Origin of the sequence: Peptoniphilus sp. SGI.035 (genome assembly GCF_050315115.1) — a bacterium.
Taxonomy (GTDB): Bacteria; Bacillota; Clostridia; order Tissierellales; family Peptoniphilaceae; genus Peptoniphilus_A.
In genome coordinates, this window is the sequence record NZ_JBNPOJ010000002.1 from 1 (window position 1) to 20,367 (window position 20,367).

At 31.3% G+C, this 20,367-nt stretch carries 20 protein-coding genes and 1 other annotated feature; of the genes, 8 read left to right on the top strand and 12 right to left on the bottom strand.

Features of this window, described 5'->3' with window-relative positions:
• Positions 1-178: 178 nt before the first annotated feature.
• The 10 genes from ACQRC6_RS01255 to ACQRC6_RS01300 form a co-directional block, all read right to left on the bottom strand.
• Complete coding sequence (locus tag ACQRC6_RS01255) at positions 179-1,501, bottom strand: M18 family aminopeptidase (protein ID WP_427847380.1); 1,323 nt, start codon at positions 1,499-1,501, stop codon at positions 179-181.
• A gap of 18 nt (positions 1,502-1,519) precedes the next feature.
• Positions 1,520-2,956, bottom strand: a complete 1,437-nt coding sequence (locus ACQRC6_RS01260) for an APC family permease (RefSeq protein WP_427847381.1) — start codon at positions 2,954-2,956, stop codon at positions 1,520-1,522.
• A gap of 365 nt (positions 2,957-3,321) precedes the next feature.
• Positions 3,322-4,434, bottom strand: a complete 1,113-nt coding sequence (locus tag ACQRC6_RS01265; protein ID WP_427847382.1) for a 5-methyltetrahydropteroyltriglutamate--homocysteine S-methyltransferase — start codon at positions 4,432-4,434, stop codon at positions 3,322-3,324.
• A gap of 64 nt (positions 4,435-4,498) precedes the next feature.
• Positions 4,499-4,716, bottom strand: a binding site (T-box leader).
• A 47-nt stretch (positions 4,717-4,763) separates the two neighbouring features.
• Positions 4,764-5,168, bottom strand: a complete 405-nt coding sequence (locus tag ACQRC6_RS01270; RefSeq protein WP_427847383.1) for a hypothetical protein — start codon at positions 5,166-5,168, stop codon at positions 4,764-4,766.
• 8 nt (positions 5,169-5,176) lie between these two features.
• Positions 5,177-6,778: a potassium/proton antiporter gene (locus ACQRC6_RS01275; protein WP_427847384.1), complete on the bottom strand. Its 1,602-nt coding sequence runs from the start codon at positions 6,776-6,778 to the stop codon at positions 5,177-5,179.
• Between the two features lie 95 nt (positions 6,779-6,873).
• Positions 6,874-7,155 carry a hypothetical protein gene (locus ACQRC6_RS01280; protein WP_427847385.1) on the bottom strand — a complete coding sequence of 94 codons (282 nt, stop codon included), beginning with the start codon at positions 7,153-7,155 and terminating at the stop codon, positions 6,874-6,876.
• On the bottom strand, positions 7,142-8,344 hold the full coding sequence (locus tag ACQRC6_RS01285; RefSeq protein ID WP_427847386.1) for a pyridoxal phosphate-dependent aminotransferase: 1,203 nt from the start codon (positions 8,342-8,344) through the stop codon (positions 7,142-7,144). The genes ACQRC6_RS01280 and ACQRC6_RS01285 overlap by 14 nt, the downstream gene beginning before the upstream one ends.
• A gap of 11 nt (positions 8,345-8,355) precedes the next feature.
• Positions 8,356-9,312, bottom strand: a complete 957-nt coding sequence (locus ACQRC6_RS01290; protein ID WP_293557194.1) for an ATP-binding protein — start codon at positions 9,310-9,312, stop codon at positions 8,356-8,358.
• A complete protein-coding gene (locus ACQRC6_RS01295) occupies positions 9,287-10,297 on the bottom strand; it encodes a DnaD domain protein (protein ID WP_427847387.1) in 1,011 nt (336 codons plus the stop codon). The genes ACQRC6_RS01290 and ACQRC6_RS01295 overlap by 26 nt, the downstream gene beginning before the upstream one ends.
• Before the next feature lie 3 nt (positions 10,298-10,300).
• Positions 10,301-10,873 (bottom strand): GNAT family N-acetyltransferase, encoded by a 573-nt coding sequence (locus ACQRC6_RS01300; RefSeq protein ID WP_427847388.1) that lies wholly within the window; start codon positions 10,871-10,873, stop codon positions 10,301-10,303.
• 191 nt (positions 10,874-11,064) lie between these two features.
• Between ACQRC6_RS01300 and ACQRC6_RS01305 the strand changes: the two genes are divergently transcribed.
• The 8 genes from ACQRC6_RS01305 to ACQRC6_RS01340 all read left to right on the top strand — a co-directional run bounded on the left by ACQRC6_RS01305 (position 11,065) and on the right by ACQRC6_RS01340 (position 18,433).
• Positions 11,065-11,550 carry an Lrp/AsnC family transcriptional regulator gene (locus ACQRC6_RS01305; RefSeq protein WP_427847389.1) on the top strand — a complete coding sequence of 162 codons (486 nt, stop codon included), beginning with the start codon at positions 11,065-11,067 and terminating at the stop codon, positions 11,548-11,550.
• 14 nt (positions 11,551-11,564) lie between these two features.
• Positions 11,565-12,269 carry a response regulator transcription factor gene (locus ACQRC6_RS01310; RefSeq protein WP_293557198.1) on the top strand — a complete coding sequence of 235 codons (705 nt, stop codon included), beginning with the start codon at positions 11,565-11,567 and terminating at the stop codon, positions 12,267-12,269.
• Entirely contained in the window at positions 12,269-14,068 is a 1,800-nt protein-coding gene (locus tag ACQRC6_RS01315; protein WP_427847390.1) for an ATP-binding protein, read from the top strand. Before ACQRC6_RS01310 ends, ACQRC6_RS01315 begins: the two co-directional genes overlap by 1 nt.
• Positions 14,052-15,389 carry a hypothetical protein gene (locus ACQRC6_RS01320; RefSeq protein ID WP_427847391.1) on the top strand — a complete coding sequence of 446 codons (1,338 nt, stop codon included), beginning with the start codon at positions 14,052-14,054 and terminating at the stop codon, positions 15,387-15,389. Before ACQRC6_RS01315 ends, ACQRC6_RS01320 begins: the two co-directional genes overlap by 17 nt.
• A 4-nt stretch (positions 15,390-15,393) precedes the next feature.
• Positions 15,394-16,242, top strand: a complete 849-nt coding sequence (locus ACQRC6_RS01325; protein WP_427847392.1) for a hypothetical protein — start codon at positions 15,394-15,396, stop codon at positions 16,240-16,242.
• Positions 16,243-16,289: 47 nt separating this feature from the next.
• A complete protein-coding gene (locus tag ACQRC6_RS01330; protein WP_293557202.1) occupies positions 16,290-17,075 on the top strand; it encodes an MBL fold metallo-hydrolase in 786 nt (261 codons plus the stop codon).
• Positions 17,076-17,087: 12 nt separating this feature from the next.
• Positions 17,088-17,834, top strand: coding sequence for a 5'/3'-nucleotidase SurE (gene surE / locus ACQRC6_RS01335; RefSeq protein WP_293557203.1), 747 nt, complete (start codon positions 17,088-17,090; stop codon positions 17,832-17,834).
• 158 nt (positions 17,835-17,992) lie between these two features.
• The gene (locus tag ACQRC6_RS01340) at positions 17,993-18,433 is read left to right on the top strand and encodes a DUF4825 domain-containing protein (RefSeq protein WP_427847393.1); all 441 of its coding nucleotides are present in this window, start codon (positions 17,993-17,995) and stop codon (positions 18,431-18,433) included.
• Positions 18,434-18,532: 99 nt separating this feature from the next.
• On the opposite strand, the gene ACQRC6_RS01345 is transcribed toward ACQRC6_RS01340, so the two are convergent.
• A complete protein-coding gene (locus tag ACQRC6_RS01345) occupies positions 18,533-18,763 on the bottom strand; it encodes a hypothetical protein (protein ID WP_427847394.1) in 231 nt (76 codons plus the stop codon).
• Positions 18,764-18,978: 215 nt separating this feature from the next.
• Positions 18,979-20,301, bottom strand: coding sequence for a magnesium transporter (mgtE, locus tag ACQRC6_RS01350; RefSeq protein WP_427847395.1), 1,323 nt, complete (start codon positions 20,299-20,301; stop codon positions 18,979-18,981).
• Positions 20,302-20,367 lie beyond the last annotated feature (66 nt).

Below are 20,367 nucleotides of genomic sequence, written 5' to 3' on the forward strand. Positions count from 1 at the left end.
TAAAGTATTTTATTCCCTTTTACACAAAAAAGATTATGCGAAAGATCTTTAATAAAGACTTAAATATAAAATCACGAAATCAAGTTGGATATCTCGTAAAAAAAAGAGCAAACTTTATAAGTCCGCTCTTTAAGTGTTTTTTAATTTTACTCAAATAATTTTTATTTGTAAGCAAAAATTATTCTTCAATAGAAATTTTTGATGCTCCGTCAATTTTAATATTTAAGTTATAATATTTTGTAAGTGCTTTAATCATATAAACTGGATCCTTTACGCCAGCTGTTTCATAATTTGAGTGCATTGCAAGTTGTGGAAGTCCAATGTCAACTGCGTGAAGTGAAACTTGTGTGTTAGATAGGTTTCCAAGAGTTGAACCTCCTTGCATATTACTTCTATTTGCAAAGTGTTGAACTGGTACATCTGCTAAAGCACAAATCTTTTTAAATACTGCTTGTGAAAAAGCATCTGATGTATATTTTTGATTTGCCGCTTCTTTTATAACAATTCCCTTGTTCATGAAAGTTTTATTTTCATCATCAGTTAATTCTTTATGATTTGGATGAACTGCGTGGGCATTGTCTGCACTTATTAAGAAGGATTTTGCCACAGCCTTGTGGTATTCTTCTTCCTCAAAGCCAAGAGATGCATTTAGTCTTTTTAATGCATCCTGAAGTAATGTACTCATTGCACCTTGTTTTGTATTTGAACCAACTTCTTCGTTGTCAAAGCAACAATATACATTTACAGCCTTATCATTTGAACCTTGAATAAATGCTTTAAGTGAAGTGAAGGCACATTCTAAGTCGTCAAGTTTAGGTGAAGATACAAATTCATCCTTGTATCCCCAAATTTTTCCTTCCTGCCTATTTACTAAGAATAAATCTTTAGAAATAATTTGATCAACATTTACTCCAAGTTCATCTGCAATCATTTTATCATAATCGCCCTTTTTCATAGCTCCTGTTGTAAATAATGGAAGCAAATCTACTTGTCTATTATAATTATAGCCCTTATTTACATCTCTATTCATGTGAATTGCTACATTTGGAATAATTAAAATATCTTTGTCGATGTATAAAAGTTTAGATACAATCTCATCTTTTTCTTCAACTAATACTCTTCCTGCTATTGTAAGAGGTTTGTCAAACCAAACGGAGTCAATTGGTCCACCATATACTTCGACATTTAATTTTATATAATCTTCTGGACCTTCAAGCTCTGGAATACTCTTTACTTTAAATGTTGGAGAATCAGAGTGAGAAGCTACTAGTTGATAGTGATAATCTGAAAGATCTTTACCTACTTTAAAAGCAATTACACTTGAACCATTTCTAGTTGTGTAATAATTTTTGCCCTTTTCAATATTCCAGCTTTCGCCTTCCTTTAGTTCAATAAAGTTTTCTGCATCAAGATAAGATTTCACAGTGTCAATTGTGTGGAACATACTTGCGCTTTTTCTAATAAATTCTAACAATTCCTTTGAAGTTTCTAAATAATTCATGCTTCCTCCTTTAAGAAATTAGCTAAGTTTTCTGTCTTCATTTGCTCTAATCTTTGGTAAAATTACTCCAAGCGCAACAAGTACAAGTGGTGTTATTACATTAAGTGCCATTTGCATTGGGTCATCTGAAATCATACCCAATATACAACAAGCTAATGTTACTATAAAGCACCAAAATCCGAAGAATAATGCAATGCCTTGGTTACGAGTAAAGAAGAAATCTCTTTTTACATCTTTTCTATTCTTTCTCAAGTAAATATATGCCAAAAATACCCATAGGTAGCGAAGTGGCATTGTAATTGAATTAAGTTTTGTAAGTTGTCTTAATACAGTTGCAGCTCCTGGCACAAGAACTTGTGCAAGAATAATAGAACCTGCAAGAACTATAATAAGTTTAATACCATTGATGTAAGCTCCGTATTTATTTTTCTTAAGAAGCTTTCTTGGTATATATTTATTTGTTCTGTCGTCGTCAAGTAGCATTCTTAGTGGTGCATCAATACTTACAACAAGTGTAGAGAATTGACCGATCATGTTACACAATGCGTAAATAATCATAATTGCATTGCCAACGCCATAATATTCTCCTAATTTTTGGAAAGCCCAATAAGCACCATTTGCTGCATAAGAGTCAAATGTTGCTGGATCAGAATTAATTATAGCAGGGTCAAACATCATACCCATTGCAATAGTACCAAATATAGCTGAAATAACTACCATTACTGCTGCAAAAATCATTGACTTAGGAAATTCAGTTGAAGAATTTCCATCCATGTGATTTACATAAGGACTCATTTTTTCAATTCCGCCAACGGCAAATACAAGTATTGATAAACTTGTAAAATACTTCATATCAAATGTTGGAATTAAATTGTCAAGTGACCAGTCCATAGCTTGATAACCACCATTAGGATTAATTTTTGGTGCAGCGAACATCATTAAGATGTAAAGAATTCCCATTACAAACATACTAGAACCAGCAATAGTTGCCAAGTTTTTAAGTGGATTAAGTCCCTTGCTGGCTACCCAACAGAATATTAAAAATACTGCTAAAGTTGCTAGTTGAACATACACAGTAGGGAATGAGTCATAAACTTCTGCATTTTGGAAGAACATCCAACTCATTGCCTTTAGTCCACCAGAACCCTTAGAAGCAATGTATGTGATGTGGCAAGCCCAATAAGTCCAACCTGCATAATAAGCTAGCTTATCGCTTGAAGTTGCTCTAATCCATGAAGTAACTCCACCACCTTCGTCTTTGAAAGCAGAACCAAGTTCCCCTACCATTAGGGCATTAGGTATAAAATAAAGTGCGAACATTAGGACCCATGAAAATATTACTTGAATTCCGTTAAAGAATACGAAACCGTTAACAACATTTCCAAAGCCCCATAAAGTGGAGAATGCCATAAATGACAGCATATACCACTTGATTTTCTTTTGTGAATCTTGCATTTTTTGTCTCCTCTCATATTATAATTGCAAGATCAAATTAATTATATCCAAAAATAAATATGTCGTCTAGTATATTTACATAATATTGAAAACATTTTACTTTTTAATAAATCTTTTGTATCTGTTTAAACCAATTCTTATATAAAGTTTAGGATTCAATTAAATACAGAATTCTTCTAGTTTATAGCACTAAGTGGGTTCTTTTTGTTTTAAAAATATTTTTAATAATTTTAAATTAAAAAATACAATTTTATTTTTTAATTAAGATAAAAGGATAAAAAGTTATAAGTTTTCTTCTATGTGTGTGCATATATAAAAAATAAAATCCCCGAGCTATCGGAGATTTTTAATTATTATGTTTAAAATTATCCTAAAATTTCTTCTGCAACTTCTTTTAGTAGTGCAATTTTTTTCCATTGATCTTCTTCTGTCAATGTATTTCCTTCTTCTGTTGATGAAAAGCCACATTGTGGTGAAATACATATATTTTCTAGTGGTATATATTGTGATGCTTCTTTTATTCTTTCCTTTAATTTTTCTTTGTCTTCAAGTTCTGGTCTTTTGCTTGTTACTATGCCAAGGACTACCTTCTTGCCTTCTGGAATTTTAGAAAGTGCTTTAAAATCGCCACTTCTTTCGTCATCGTATTCAAGGTAGAAGGCAGATACATTTTCTCTTGCAAGTACATAATCAGCTACTGCATCGTAACCTCCCTTAAAGTGAAAGGATGATTTGTAATTTCCCTTGCAAATATGAGTCGTGATATTTAATCCCTCTGGTGCATTTTCTATTGCTCTATTGTTTATTTCTAGATAAATTTTCTTTAAGTCCTCAATATTCTTGCCATCAGATTCGTAAATTTTTGTGGCGTCTTCGTCTACTAATGCACCCCATGTACAATCGTCAATTTGTAAATTTCTGCAACCCAATTCATAAATTTCGTGGAAAAATTCTCCGTAAGCTCTAGCCACATCTTCTACAAATTTATTTTCATCTTCGTAAACTTCTCCGCTGCCTATTTGCTTATAAACAGTTCTTAGAAGTTGTGCAGGGGCTGGAATTGTTTGTTTTGCTGCAGTATTTTCATCTTCAAAGCCTTTTATGAATTTATAATGCTCTAAGAAGGGATGATTTTTTCCGCCAATTTTTCCTACTATTTTTACTCCTTCTGGTCTTAATGTTTCGCCATGGAAGTGAATTAGCTCGTTTTCTTTTAAAATATATTTTTCAATTCCTTCTAGTCCCCAAAAGAAATCGTAGTGCCACCAGCTTCTCCTAAATTCTCCATCAGATATAATTTTTAATCCAGCTTCTTTTTCTTTTCTAACTAGTTTTTCAATTTCTCTGTCTTCAACTTTTTTAAGTTCTTGGGAATTTATTTCTCCCTTTTTAAATTTTTCTCTTGCTATTTTTAGTTCAACTGGTCTTAAAAAAGATCCTACTACATCGTACTTACTTGGTGCTAAAATTTTTGTCATTTTCTTTCTCCTTTTCAATCCATCTTGAGAATGTATAAAAAAAGTCCTTACTGTTTTAAAAAACAATAAGGACGAAATTTTCCGCGTTACCACCTATTTTGCATAAATGCCACTCTCAAGTACCAACATACTCTATCTCTATAACGGGAGCTCCCGTAAAAGTCTAATATCGACTAATCCCATCAGAGGCCATGTTCATCTTTCTTTTCCTTTGCCCCTTTCACCAAACGGGGTTCTCTGTAAAATTCTAAGTAAGATTACTCTTCTCTTCAAACGGTTTATTTTTTATTTTTAACTATGTTAGCATCTTTAATTTTTTCTGTCAAGATTTAATTTAATTTTTTTAAAATTTCTTCAACTCTTTCACGAAGATTGTATAAATTTTCTCTTATCTCTTTTATTTCTCTATTCACTCGAAGGTCTGTAAATATATTGTCAAAAATTACATCTACAAAAAAGTCGTAGTCTGTATCGCTTATTTCCTCGTCTAAATTTAATCTTAAATCGCCAAGTTCTTTTTTTGCAATTTCTAATTTTTCTCGAATAATTTCTAAACCTTTGTTGATGTCCTTTATTTTTGATCTTTTTACAAATCCCACTATACCGGAATCTGCAAAAATGTCAAACATACTCCACCTGCTTGCACTTTCTGTGTTTTTTATAACTTCATCAATTTCATTTCTTAAATCCAAAAGTGCATCCCTAGCTTCATTTATTTCTTTAAAATCCGACATAATTCCTCCTATTTTGGATCTTCTATTTCATTTGTTTCTTTAGAAATAACTGCTCTATCTCCAGGATTTAAAACAGTGTCGCCCCTTGGCACAATTATATCTCCACTTGGAGTTTGCACCATAATTATAAGTTCATGCTTATCTATGTCAATGTCTTTTACTCTTTTACCTGCCCATTTATGCGTTTCAGAAATTTTTATTTCTAATAGATCCTGACCTGTTGAATCAAAGTAAGCTTCGCCACCTAGTACAACTACATCTCCTTCTCTTAGATCGGTGTTGCCCCTTGGTACAATGCTCTTTTTATCTCTTTCGATTTTTGCAATAATTATATTAAAAGCTATTTTTATCTCTGATATTTTTTTATTTACCCATGGAGAATTTTTTGCAACATAAGTTTTTATAAATTCAAGATCTGTCTTATCTGAATAATAGTTAAAGGTCCTTAAAACTGAGTCGTCGGGATCATACATATCCAGCTTATTAGTTGCAAAGGGTAGCGCTGTTCCCTGTATTAAAAGTGAAAATATACAAATTACAAAAACTATGTGGAAAATGTCAATGGAAATATTTAATCCAGAGTTCACAACCATTATAGCAAAGGCAATGGCTGCTGCTCCTCTAAGTCCTGCAATGGAAATTAATGTCAACTGATTTTTTTTCATTTTAAAGGGTGCCATTAGTCCAAAAACTGAAAGTGGTCTTGCTACAAGCAACATAAATATTGTAATTATAAATCCAATTGGTATTGCCCTTATTATTAAATGTATGTCAGATAGAAGTCCCAATAAGAAGAACATTGCAATTTGAAATATTGTTGAAAGCCCATCGTAGAAAAAAACTACATCTCTTTTTCTTCTAAATTCGTGATTTCCAATGTAAATTCCAAGGATGTATAGTGCTAAATACCCGTTGCCACCAACAAGTGATGTTAGAGAATAGGTTCCCAACATCATAGTCGCTATAAAAACTGAGAATAGACCCTCTTCGTCAAGGGATAATATTTTTATAATCTTTATAAAAATAAATCCAAGTAAAAATCCACCAAGAACTCCAATGACAACTTGTTGCAAAATAATTACTGGAACTGAAACACTATATCCCGATAAAATAGACAAAAACACCATTGTCATTGTGTATGCAGTAGGGTCGTTAGAGCCACTTTCAATTTCGAGAAGTGATGCCGTGGAATATTTTAAGTTTAAATTTTTTGAAACTAAAATATTTGATACAGAAGCATAATCTGTTGAAGCAACAACTGAACCAAGTAGCATTGATTCCAAAAAATTAATTTTTAAAATATAATGGCAAAAAAGTCCAGTTAATATTGCAGTTGCAAAAACTCCCAAGGTAGCAAGACTTATAGCCTCTTTAGCAGTAGGACGACCCATTGTCCAGTTTGTGCCAAAACCACCGTAAAAAATTATTATCATAAGTGAAATAGCGGCAATATTTTCTGCAACTTTATAATTGTTAAAATCATATCCCAGTGCTGAAAATAAAACTCCAAGTGCCAAGAATAACAGCAATGATGGAAGACCTGACCTGTTTGAAATTTTCATGGCGATTATCGCCAATAATAGTACCAATGTTATAAGTAATAGATTCATAATTCTCCTCTTTTTTGAAAAAGGAACTGCCTATGACAGTTCCATGTTTTTTAATTATAACATATTTAGCTAATTAAAGTTAAAAATAATTAACTTTAAATTTTATTTGCAGATTTAAAGATAAAAAACAAAATTCCCGTCAAAGCATAAAATCCTATTAAAATAAAAAACAATGCTCTATTTTTATTTATAACTGCCATTAAAAGAGTTAACAATACTATCACGATTGCGAGAATAATTTGTACCATTCTTAAGCTCTCGTTTATCGCTCCTGCGCTTGTCTTTATATATTGATTTGCTAAAACTGAAATCATTATAAGTGTTACTATAAAAATTAGAATTTTTTCTAGAATTTTTAAAATTTTATCTTTTTTCATTTTCACTCACATAAGCCTTAATGCCTTCTTTTAAAATTTTCATGCTTTTTTTAAGAGCATCTGTATTTAATATAAAAGCAAGTCTTATCATTTGCTTTCCGTCTTCTTTGTTTTTAAAAAATCCCTTTGCTGGTGCAAATACGAGAGTTTCTCCGTCAATATCAAAATTTTCAATCATCCAAATTGCAAACTTTTCTGTATCGTCAACGGGAAGTTTTGGCATTACATAAAAAGCTCCCTTTGGCTTTTCTACTTTTACTCCTGGAATACTAATTAATTCTTCGTAAATTACATCGCGCCTTTTTTGATATTCTTTGTTTACTTCTTCAAAATAACTTTTGTCAATTCCATATAACTTTGCAGCAGCCATTTGTTCAATAGTTGGTGCAGCAAGCCTGCAATTACAAAGTTTATTTATTCCATCGTTAAAAGCTTTGTTTTTTGATGCAATTGAACCAATTCTTGCACCACAAGCGCCAAATCTTTTTGAAATTGAATCGATTAAAATTAAGTTTTCTTCTATTCCTTCCACTTCTCCAAAGGATTTATAAGTATTGCCATCGTAGACAAACTCTCTATACACTTCATCTGCTATAATGAATAAATCATATTTTTTTGCAAGATTAACTATTCTAGTAATTTCTTCTTCAGAATAAAGCGCTCCTGTTGGATTAGTTGGGTTTGAAAGTAAAATTGCCACAGTCTTGTCTGTAATATGCTTTTCAATTTCCTCTTCTTCAGGAAGTGCAAAACCCTTATCTGGATCAGTTTTAAAAGCATCTAATTCAACGCCAAGTTGCTCAAAAACTGTCATATAGTTTGTGTAAAAGGGGTCAGTTGTAAGAACGCTAGCTCCCTCATCAGCAATAACTTGAAAGGTAAATAAAATAGCTTCACTTGCTCCATTTGTAATGTAAATATCATCTGCATCAAAATTTATATTTCTATTTTTATAATAAATTGCAGTTGCCTCTCTTAATTCACGAAGTCCTTGTGCATGAGCATAGGGAAGTGGTCCCTTTCTAAATTGGTGGAAGGTGTCATAATAAATATCTGGCACGTCAATATCCGGTGCACCAATATTAAGTTCATAAAGTTTTTTACCCTCTTTTTTAGCCTTGTCAACATAGGGTGTAAGCTTTCTTATTGCAGAATACTCTACCTCTTCAATTCTCTTTGATAATTTCATCTTTTCTCCCTTCATTGCCATCTAAGGTCTGGTCCAAAAAATCTAATTGGCACAAATTTTTGAAAAACTCGCGAAAAAACTCTATCAGTATAAGTTTCTGAAAGTTCTTTAGGCGATAAATTTGTAGAAATTAAAGTTTTTCTTCCTCGCAAAAGTCTTGTATTAATAATGTTAAAAATCTCTGATGTTGTAAAAGAATTTACAAGTTCAATACCAAGGTCATCTACGATTAAAAGATCGGACTCAAAGTACAAATTGTACCTATCATCATCTATATTCTTAAACTTTCTATTTTCAATTGTATTTAAAATTTCATAGGCTGTCTGATAAATTACTATTGCGTCTTTATTTATAAGTTCAGAGGCTATGCAATTGAGTAAAAAGGTCTTGCCCTGACCTGTTGGTCCCCATAAAAGTAAATTTACATCATTTTTTTCATCAAAATTATTTATAAAACTTTTTGAAATGGCAAGGATATTTTTCATATTTTCTCTTGGCGACATATTAAATTCTTCATAAACTTTTTCAGAAAAAACATTCAAATCAAATTTATCGAAATTTTCTTTGTCAAGCATATAGGAAATTGAGCTCATGTCGTATAGTTCAGATACAATTAATTTCTTTAAGCAGTGGCATTTCTCATTGTCTTCATTGATACCTGTATCATGACAATCCTTGCAAGTGTATATCTCTTCTAGGTAATCTCTAGGATAACCCATTTTTTCTAAAAACTCCATCTTTTTAAGTTTTAATTTATAAATTTTTTCTGACTGCTCTATGGATTTATCTTGATTTGGATTTTTTATCTGTTCAATGGAAGCCCTTAGAGCAATATCTCTAATAAGTCCGTCGATTTCTCTCACTTCTGGAATTTTTTTGTAAATTTCTTCCACTCTTTTTTCATGAGTTTCAATATTTTTCTTTCTCAAGTTTTCGTAATAATTACTTATCTTTGCCGTGAGTTCCATAATCAACACCTAATTTTTTAAAACCTTCACGCTGTTTTCGCATTGCAACATCAACTAATTCATCTTCTGAATATTTATCTGTAATTTGCTTAAAATTATGAAAAGCAGTTGGTTTTCTCTTTTTCTTCTTTTGGTCCTTTTCTTCAATCTCTTCAACTGAATTAATGTTAAGTTCCCTCCATTTTCTCAAAATAGCATCAACATAATTTACATTTGGCTTAGAAATTTTTGAAGTTCTATTGCAAGCGGCGAGGATTAAATCCTTTGAAAAATTAAATTCATCAAACCAAGAATTAATAATATTAAAATCAGCTTGAGAAAATTTTTTGTCCACTCCAATATACCTCATGACCTTTTTATATCTATAATATTTTACATCGTGTTCAATGTAAGATTTTTCAACATCTTCCATGGTCCTAATATTATCACGGGACCAATTCCTTACAACTTTTTCAGCATAGGAAACACTGTAAATTCCCTTAATTTCCGTTGTATAAAAAAATGCCTCTTCGATTAAATCAGCTGGCATATTGTAAGATGTAATCCAATTAATAATATCAATTTTTTTCATTGGAGCAATAGGTTCTCTCATCAAAAATTCTACTCGAGTAAGTAAATTTGCATAAACGGGATTCTCTACAATTTCCGAGTAACCCTTGTCCTTCTTTTTTTCTTCTTTCAAATTGTAAACATTTTTAATATAAAGTTCCTTTAAATTAACAAACTTTATCTTTTCATTTTCTATTTCAACTATGCCCATCTTCTGCCAATATTGCCAAGCTCTATTGACATCAGATTCCAGTATGCCAAGGTAATCGGCGAGTTTTTCATTAGTCAAGTCTTCTCTATTTTCCTTTGCAAATTTGTATCCGAGGATATAAACTTTAACAAATTCACCATTGGCACCTGGCATAAAATCATTTATAAAAATATTTTCTATGGAAGTTTCTCCAAGGTCATATTTATTTTTTTCAAGTAAAAACATATCTCACCAATCTCTTTCAAGGTCTAGTTCCATTTTTATGGCGTAATAAAAAGTTCTATTAAAAATAATTTTAAAGGATTTGCTGTTATTTTTAAAATCCAAATTATTTTCCTCATATTTTCCATTAGTAAAGCGCATAAGGAACTCATACTTTTTTGTAAATCCAAGGCTATTGTAAACTTTTTTTGCTCTTTTGTTGTAATCTGCTACAAATAAAATTATCTTTTTAAAATTTCTACTCTTTAGATAGTCTAAAAATATTTTTAGAATTTTTTTGCCAATGCCCTTATCTACATAATTTGGGTCAAGCACTATTCCAAGTTCTCCTCTTTTTAAAAAAATATTAATATTTTTTAAGGATAAGTAGCCAATTACTTTTTCTTCTAAAAGAATTACATAATACTCTGAAAAAGGTCTCTTAGTCTTCCAATTAAACCAAGCAATAATATTTTCTTCTCCATCTTCAATAAAATTGTATTCTAAAAACAAAATTGAATTATGTTTTCCCCAATTTCTAAAAGTAAAAACATCCTCTACTTCCATTTTTCTAAAACTAAGAGCTGAAAAATTTTCCATAAGAGCCTCCGTACAAGTTATTATATACTATTTTATAATCTCTATAAAGATTTATCGCTTATTAAATATTAATTTTGTAATTTACATAATCTTTTACAGTGTTTAAATATATTTTATTTTTTTCAATTTATGTTAAAATAAAGTAAAGTTAGTAAAAAAAAATTATACAATTCGTAACAGGGAGAATCTTTATGAAAAAAAATGAAAATTTAGATGAAATAGATATCGAAATTTTAGAACTTTTAAGAAAAAATGGAAGAATGAGTCATGAAGATATTTCAAAACAGTTAAATCTTACAAGACCTGCAATCCACAGAAGAATATACAAAATGGAAGATGCTGGTTTTATTAAGGGATATAAAGTCTTAGTTGATTGGCAAAAAATTGGCTACAATGTAGACACTTATGTCCTTGCAAAAGTTAATACAAATAACTTTGAAAATTTAATTTCTAAAATAATGGAAATAAAAGATGAAAATTTTAAAATTTTTGAATGTTATAGAGTTACAGGCGAACATTGCATTATGTTAAGAATAAAAACTGTAAATACTTCAGACCTCACAAGGTTTTATGATATGATTTTAAAGATAGATGGAATACTTGATACAAAAACTCTATTAATTCTCTATTCAGAAAAGGGAAGCAACGAAATTTTCACAAGAATTGATAAAAAATAACAAAGGATGGTTTTATGGAAGAGAAGATACTCGTAGTAGACGACGAATCTGCAATTTCTGAAATTATAAAATTTAATTTTGAAAAAGAAGGATATATAATTGACACTGCCGACAACGGCAAAAGTGCAATTGAACTTGCAGGCGAGAACAATTACGGTTTAATTCTACTTGACATTATGATGCCAAAATTAAATGGGTTTGAGGCCCTTAGAGAAATAAGAAAATTTTCTGATGTACCTGTTATTATGCTAACAGCTAGAGAGGATGAAGTTGATAAAGTCCTTGGGCTTGAGCTTGGTGCAGATGATTATGTGGTTAAACCTTTCTCTATGAGAGAACTCCTTGCAAGAGTAAAGGCAGTTCTAAGACGCTTTGATTCACAAGAAAAAAAGGAAGAAGATACAAAAGTCTTAAAGGTAATGGACCTTGAGATCGACTTAAATAAATATCAAGTTAAGAGAAATGGTGAAAACATCGAACTCACTCTTCGCGAATTTGAACTTTTAAAATATTTAGCTTCACATCCCGGTATAGTTTTTTCAAGAGAAGAACTCCTTGAAGAAGTTTGGGAATATGAATATTATGGCGATATAAGAACAGTTGATGTAACTGTAAGAAGACTCCGTGAAAAAATCGAAGATGAAAATAAAGATTTTAAATACATCAAGACTAAAAGGGGAGTTGGATACTTATTTGCAGCAGATAGTGGAGAATCCTAATGAGCCACTCTATTAAATCGAGATTTGTTTTAATTTACGTTGTACTTGTTCTAATCTCCATGTTTATCGCTTCTACCTTTATAATAGATAGACTTGAAAATGTGCAGATAGAAACTGCAACTACTTCCATGGTAAAAACCATGGACACACTTGCAACTACAACTTCAGCTTTTTTTAAAGATAATAATTATAAAACACTACCCCAGCTTGATGCAACCCTAAAAGACTGGGGTATTTCCAGTGAAGAATCTGCTTACATTATTTCTTCTGATGAAGCTCCAAAAATACTTGCAAGCACAAAAAATATTTCATCCGATGATTTAAAGGATGCCTACAACTATAAATTTATTGAGCCAAAACTTGTAATGGATGCATTAAAGGGCAATACTCGCGAAAAAATTGTTGAATATAAAAACGAAGGCAGCGTTGAAAAGCATATTGCAAGACCAATTTTATCTGGCGACGGAAAAATTCTTGCAATTATTTATATGACGAGAAATTTAAATTCTATTTATTCTGTAATAGAAGACTCAAAAGTAATAATTACTTATGCAACTATTATTTCTCTTATCACCACATCAATTTTGGGATATTTTATCGCCAACTCCATTTCTGGTCCAATTCGTGCTATCACAAAAAAGGCAAAAGCCATGGCAAAGGGTAATTTTAACCAAAGCGTTGAAGTTAAAAGCGACGACGAAATTGGCGAATTAGGTCTGATGTTTAACTTTTTAACAAAGGAACTTCGCGAAACCATAGAAAAAATGGATCTTGAAAAGTCAAAGCTAAACACAATTTTTAATTATATGGCTGAAGGTGTAATTGCCATTGACAGAAATAATAAATTGATCCACGCAAATTCTATTGCCAAGAAAATTTTAAATATTTCTGAAAAGGACTTTAACCGTGAAATAAATTTAAAGAGTATAAATCTTTACAATATCGACTACAAAAATGAAGATACTCTAAAGGGCGAAGAGCTTACAAAAATTTCCGACACTTTCTACAAAATTAAGTATGCCCCATATAAATCCGATGCCCTTATAAACTCTGGACTAATAATTGTACTCCAAGATGTAAATAAGGAACATATGCTTGATATTATGCGCAAGGAATTTGTGGCAAATGTAAGTCATGAATTAAAGACTCCAATTACTACAATTAAATCTTACACAGAAACTCTTTTGGATAGCGAACTAGACTCTGATTCTGAAAAGAAATTTTTAAAAGTAATCGACAGAGAAAATTCAAGAATGTCTAGGATTGTTACAGATCTTTTATCTCTATCAAATATAGACTACAACAAGGACAATTTGAATTTAGTAAAATTTGATACCTATGAATTTATTGACGAGGCTATTGAATCTCAATCACTACTTATCACGCAAAAGCATCACAAAATCGAATTCGACATTGCCATGGACATAAAGGACATTTACGCCGACAGAAATGGTGCTGACCAAATTCTTACAAATATTATTTCCAACGCCTGCAAGTACACTCCAGACTTTGGAAAAATTTCAATATTTGCAAAAAATGTTGGAGATTTTGTTGAAATAAAAGTCTCAGACAATGGCATTGGCATACCAAAGGAAGATCTTCCACGAATTACAGAAAGATTTTACCGCGTGGAAAAGGGCAGAAGTAGAGAAATGGGCGGCACAGGGCTTGGTCTATCTATTGCCAACGAAATGATAAAATCCCTTGGTGGAAATTTAAAAGTAGAATCAGTTTTTGGCGAAGGCACAACAATTACTCTACTCTTTAAAACAGGTGATAAAGATGAAGAAATTTCATAGATATTTATCCACTTTTGCAATAATGTTTTTAATACTCCTACTGGTTTTCCAATCAAAAAATCTTTGGCTATCCTTTGACACGAGAGACGAAAATAAAAAAACAGTTGGAGATGTAAATGAATTTTTAAAAGAAATCTTAACTCCACAAAGAATTATTGCAAACTTAGGCGATAGAGAACATTACATGACTACGGACCTTTCTGAATATTGGAAAAAAACTGCCCAAAATATTTCTGAAAAACTACAAAAGGCAACTTCTGAAAATTTAAAATTAATTGGTACTGAAGAATATTTGAATCTACAAAAGAAAAAATCCATTATTTTTACATTTAATTCGCCATTATCGGGGTCAGTTTTTGTAAATTTAATTGGCGACAATAGAAATAACAACGACATAAACCTTAGTGTAGACTCCATATATATATCTGAGCTTGGAGAAATTTACATTTCTGGTAGCAAAAACTTTTACAAATTAATGGATATTAAAGTAGATTTCCCCATAGACGACATTATAGCTGAAGTAAAGGAGAAGGGACTTCGCTCTGTAAATTTTTATGAAGCCTATGGAATTAAAAAGGATATTTATATTCCTAATGAAGATTATATTTCTCTTCAAAAGGTTTCCTATTTGTCTGGACTTTATAATCTTGAAGAAGATAAAAAATCTACTCTTGCCGAAAGGTTTTTAGACGTTCCCATTGATTACATTAGAGAAATTACCGTGGATGGCAAAAATACTTATATATACGAAAATGAGTACCTATCACTTTCCTATGACGGCATAATAGAATATTCTCTAGAATCACTTTTTGATGTGAAATCAAGAGATCTAAATAAATCCCTTAATAGAGCAGTGGAGTTTATTGCACAAAAAACTGGAATTAGCAATGGAATTTATCTTGAAAAAATTGAACCTTGTGACTACAACGGTAATCTTGGATATAGGTTTTATTTTAACCTAAAAGACGGACAAATTCCTTTAGTGCTTCCTTCAAAGAAACACAGCTTTATTGAAATTGATGTATATTCTGAATTTGTAAAAAATTATAGAGAGTATTACATTAGGAAGGACAACAACCCAATTTACAAAAAAGAAAAAATTTATCTTAAAGATATTCACAGAGTCATTAATAAAAATAGAGATGTATTTAAAAATAATTCAACTATGGATGTTTTAAATTCAATAGAAAATTTGAATTTAGTATATCTAAGCTTTAATGATGTCGAGGCAACTGAACCAATGCTTGCCTACGAAATTCTATATATGGGTAATATTTATTATTTTAACACAGAAACTGGAAAGTTAATGATGGTTAGGTAGTATTATGGATTGGAAAAAAATTAAAAAAACTTTAATAATAGCACTCTTAGTTGCCAATGCAATTTTATTTTTCTACACAAATTATACAAATTTCAGACTAAGAAATGAATCTACAACAAGGGATTTTGTAAGAGAAGTAACAGAACTTTTAGCTGAAAAAAATATTAAGTTAGACACAAAAATCCCAAGAAAAACTAAAAAACTTCCATCAGTTTTAGTTTCCTTTGAAACTTCAACAGAGGAAGACATCAACGACAGATACTTTAATGGAAAGGGTCAAATTGCAAGGCCAAGTACAGATCTTGCAGAAATTTCTTGTGGCAGCGAATATATAAATCTCGTTAATGGAAGACGATCCTTCTACGAAAATAGAACTAAGGAAAATAAATATAAAATTGACAGTTTAGAAGAAGCCCAAAATATTGCCCAAAAATTTTTATTAGACAAAAAATACGATACAAGGGATATTTATCTAAGTTATTACAAAATTGATGACGATAAATACATTTTAAATTACACAAAAATTTTCGACAGCATACCAGTAGAAAGTTCCTACACAAATTTTGTCATCGACTCGCGAGGTGTAATGTCAATGGATAGACTTTGGCTAAATGTAATGGATAAATCCGACCAAAAAATATATCTAGCACCTGCACCACGTGCACTCTTGACACTATTAAATAAGGTGGATTATTACAACAAGACCATAGAAAAAATTATCCCTTGCTTTTATTTTAATCCCGAAGACCAGGGCTATATTGAAGACATAACTCGTGCAGTAAATGGTCGTGCAATCCCAGCTTGGAAAGTAGAATTTGCTGACGGAGAATACACAGTCCTATCCAATTACTAAGCTTAACAAATAAATGGCGCTGTGTTAGAATAAGCTTGGAGGTTTTTATGAAATTTTGCTCATTGGCAAGTGGCTCTAGTGGCAACTGCCAATATATTGAATATAAAAATACAAAAATTATTATAGATGCTGGACTTTCAGGCAAAAAAATTGAAGACAACTTAGAAAAAATTGGAGTAAAGGCAAGCGAAATCGATGCAATTTTAGTTACTCACGAGCACATTGACCACATAAAATCTGTGGGAGTTTTGTCGAGAAGACATAATATAAAAGTTTTTTCCAATATGATGACTCTTGATGGAATGCTTCCTATTGTGAAAAAGCTTGACCCAAAAAACACTTTTATCTTTGAAAATGGAAAGAGCTTTACCTTTAAAGACTTAGAAATTATGCCTATTTCTACTTTTCACGACTGTGCAAGTGGTTGTGGTTTTGTGGTAACTGGCGACAAAAAAATTTCGCTTCTCACAGACACAGGTTGGGTAAACGCAGATGCAATGGAAAAAATGGACGGTTCTGACCTTTTTTATCTTGAATCAAATCACGATGTTGATATGTTAATAAACGGAACTTATCCTTATCCCACAAAACAAAGAATTTTGTCTACAAAGGGACATCTTTCCAATGAAAATGCAGCAGAAGTCCTATCAATGATGTTAAAGAAGAAAAAAGAAAAAATTTTATTGGGACACCTTTCATCTGACAACAATTTGCCAGAATTAGCACTAAAGACAGTTAAGGATTTGCTCTCAGCCGAACATAAAGAAAATAATGTAGACTACACAATAGATGTTGCACCAAGATTTTTGCCATCGGAAGTGTTTGAACTTTAAAGGGAGGAAAATTTGAATATACTAGTTACTAATGACGACGGAATTAACGCCGAAGGTATAGAAGTCCTAGCAAAGGCACTTATTAAAGAGGGACACAAAATTACAATCGCAGCACCAAATGTTGAAAATTCAGGAAAATCCCATGCAATAACTTTTAAAAGTCCACTAATTGTACAAGATACAAAATTAGAAGGACTTGAAGATGTAAGAAGCCTTTGCGTATATGGCACACCAGCTGATTGTGTAAGAGCGGCAGTACATCTTTTAGACGAAAAATTCGACTACTGTTTCTCTGGGATTAACTCTGGATTTAACACAGCCACAAATGTACTCTACTCAGGCACAGTTTCTGCAGCCATCGAAGCAAATTTATTTAACATACCGGCAATTGCAGTATCAGCTCAATGGGTTAAGGGTCATTCAAAATTTGAAACAGCAGCAAAAGTTGCAATGGATGTTTTTAATAAGCTTGAAGATTTTAAAAAGTTGCAAGTTTTAAATATTAATGTTCCCTATCTCGATTACGAAGAATTAAAGGGAATAGAGGTCTGCAAAGTTGGTGCCGATGTCATGAGCATATATGACATATCAGAAGACGGCGAAGGTTACAACATGAAGCTAAGGGGCTTTCCAAAGGAAAATAGCACCAATGATTCAGATGTATATTTTCTTGGACAAAACTATGCCACAGTAAGTCCACTTTTATACGATGTTACAAACTTAACTCTAATAAATGAATTAAAGGAAATTTTAAAATAAATTCTAGGAGAAAATCGTGAACTACAAATTTACCCTAATATTTTTAATAATTTTAATTTTTGGAATATTTTTAAGAACTATAATGTAAGCTATGCACCTAAAAAGTCCTTGTGACTTTTTTTTATTTTTGCTATGCTTTAATAAAGAGGTGGATTGAAATGAAAAGATTTAACTTAGTACTTTTTATTGCTGTGATTTTTATTTTTTCAGCTTGTCAAAAAAAGGAAAAGACAATATACGATTTTAAAACCGATTTTGTTGGCGACAACTCAAAAGTTTCCCAAATAATTAATATGCAAGCATATCCAAAAAATTTTCAAACAAGTGAAATAAAAATTTTATCAGAAGAAGAACCCTATGGCTTAAAAGTCTTCTGTAAAAATTATAAAAATTTAGAGAAAAAAGATTTGTTTAAAAATGCAGCCACAACTCTTGCCCTAATAAAAAACTTAGACAATTTATATTATATAGATGAAAATGAAAGAGAAATCTTTACATATAATCGAAAAGAAGTAGAAGAAAATCTAAAAAAAGAAAATACAAGTCTAGAAAAAATATCAGAAAGCAGAGAAAACTTAGAAAATTTTATAAATAATTAAAAGGGGAGACTACAATTAGTTTCCCCTTCTTTAAAATTTACCAAAGCTATGGCAAAATATTTAGCATAGTTTTTTACATAATTTTTTGTCTTCTAATTTTTATTTATCTGAATTTGTAAAAATTTGTGTAGGCTCGTCTGCTCCACCAATCATTTGTACATCTCCATCTCTAGTCATTTTTTTCCACTCATCTTCGGAAATCTTTCTATTGATTAATTTTTCCATTTGAGTTTTGGTCAATCCTTGGCCTTCCTTTGCAATAGTCTTATTTGTAAAAAAACCTGCAAAAAATGATAGACAAACAAGAAGAATAGTTAAACCTTTTTTCAAAACTTTACCCCCTTATGAAATTCTAACTAGCCGTAATGATTAAATCTTCACTCCATCTTATAATATTATACATAACTTTTCTTATACCTTTGTAAATTTAAAAATATCATATATTTTCATCTTAAAAATATACTATTGCTTTATTTGTGTCAAGTATTAAATTTTATTTTCCATTAAAAAAGAGGAAAACTTTTAAGTCTTCCTCTAACTTTTATTTAAACACCTATTAAAATTGTTGCAATTTCAAAATATACAAATAATACTAGGGTATCTACTATTGTTGTGATAAGTGGTCCAGCCATAATAGTTGGGTCGATTTTCAATTTTTCTGCAATTAAGGGAAGTATGCCGCCAATCATCTTTGACAAAACTATGGTAGTAAGCAGTGTTGCTGATACTGTTAGAGTTACGCCAATATCCACAGTGTCTAAAATTGACATCCTAATTATATTTACTACTACTAAAATTAATCCAACAATAATTCCAATGCGAAATTCTTTGAACATTACTTGTAAACATTCTTTAAACTCAATTTCGCCTGTGTAAATCCCACGAATTATTGTAGTGGATGATTGTGTTCCTGCATTTCCACCAGAGTCCATTAACATTGGAATATAAGCTGCAAGTGCAACGCTTGATGCTAAAAGTGCTTCATATCTTTTTATTATAAAACTTGTAAAAGTTGCCGTTACAAGACAAATTATAAGCCACATAGTTCTATCCTTTGCAAGCCTAAATACAGATTTGTCCCAATAATGTTCTGGTGAAGATTCGCTAATACCGTGGATATTTCCCAAGTCTTCTTCATATTCATCGTGCATTACGTCAATTGCCCATTCAACTGGTACAATACCTACAAGTCTTCCTTCAGAATCCGTTACTGGAATTTCTGATAGGTCGTATTTATAGGCAAGTTTTGCTACAACTTCTTGGTCATCTGTTGCATAGACGCTAGAGTTTATTGGGTGTATAAATTCTTCGATATTTTTATTTTTGTTACGAAGTAAGTCTGCCAAGTATACATAGCCAATTAGCACAAGGGATTCGTTTGTAACCCAAACTTGTTCCAATCTATCTGCATCTAAGTCTGAATGAATAATTTTTTCTAGGGCCTGTGTTGGAGTTGCTGTCTTTTTTACAAAGATAAATCCAACGGACATAATTGAACCAACAGATTCCTGAGGATAGCCCAAAAGTTCATTTATAACTGGTCTTCTCTCTTCTTCTATAAAGTGGTTCATGAGCTTTCTAACCATATTGGCTGGCAACTCTTGCAATGTGTCTACAAGTTCATCTTCTTCCAAATCTTTCATAAGAGATAATATTTTATCTTGGGAAAGGGAACCTATTATTTCAACTTTTTTATCTCCTGGCAATAGGGAAAAGGCGTCTGCCAAAAGGTCTTTGTTTAAAAGTTTTATCCAAATGGCAACATCTTCCTTTGGAAGGTCCTCTAGTTGTTCTGCGATATCAACAGGATCCATTTTATTGATGGTATCTTGTGTCTTTAATAATTCTTCTCTATTGTATTTTTTCATAAAGCCTCCTTAATTTTTATGACTTTTTTGCATAAAAAAAGCCGCTATCTAAGCGGTAAAGAGGCA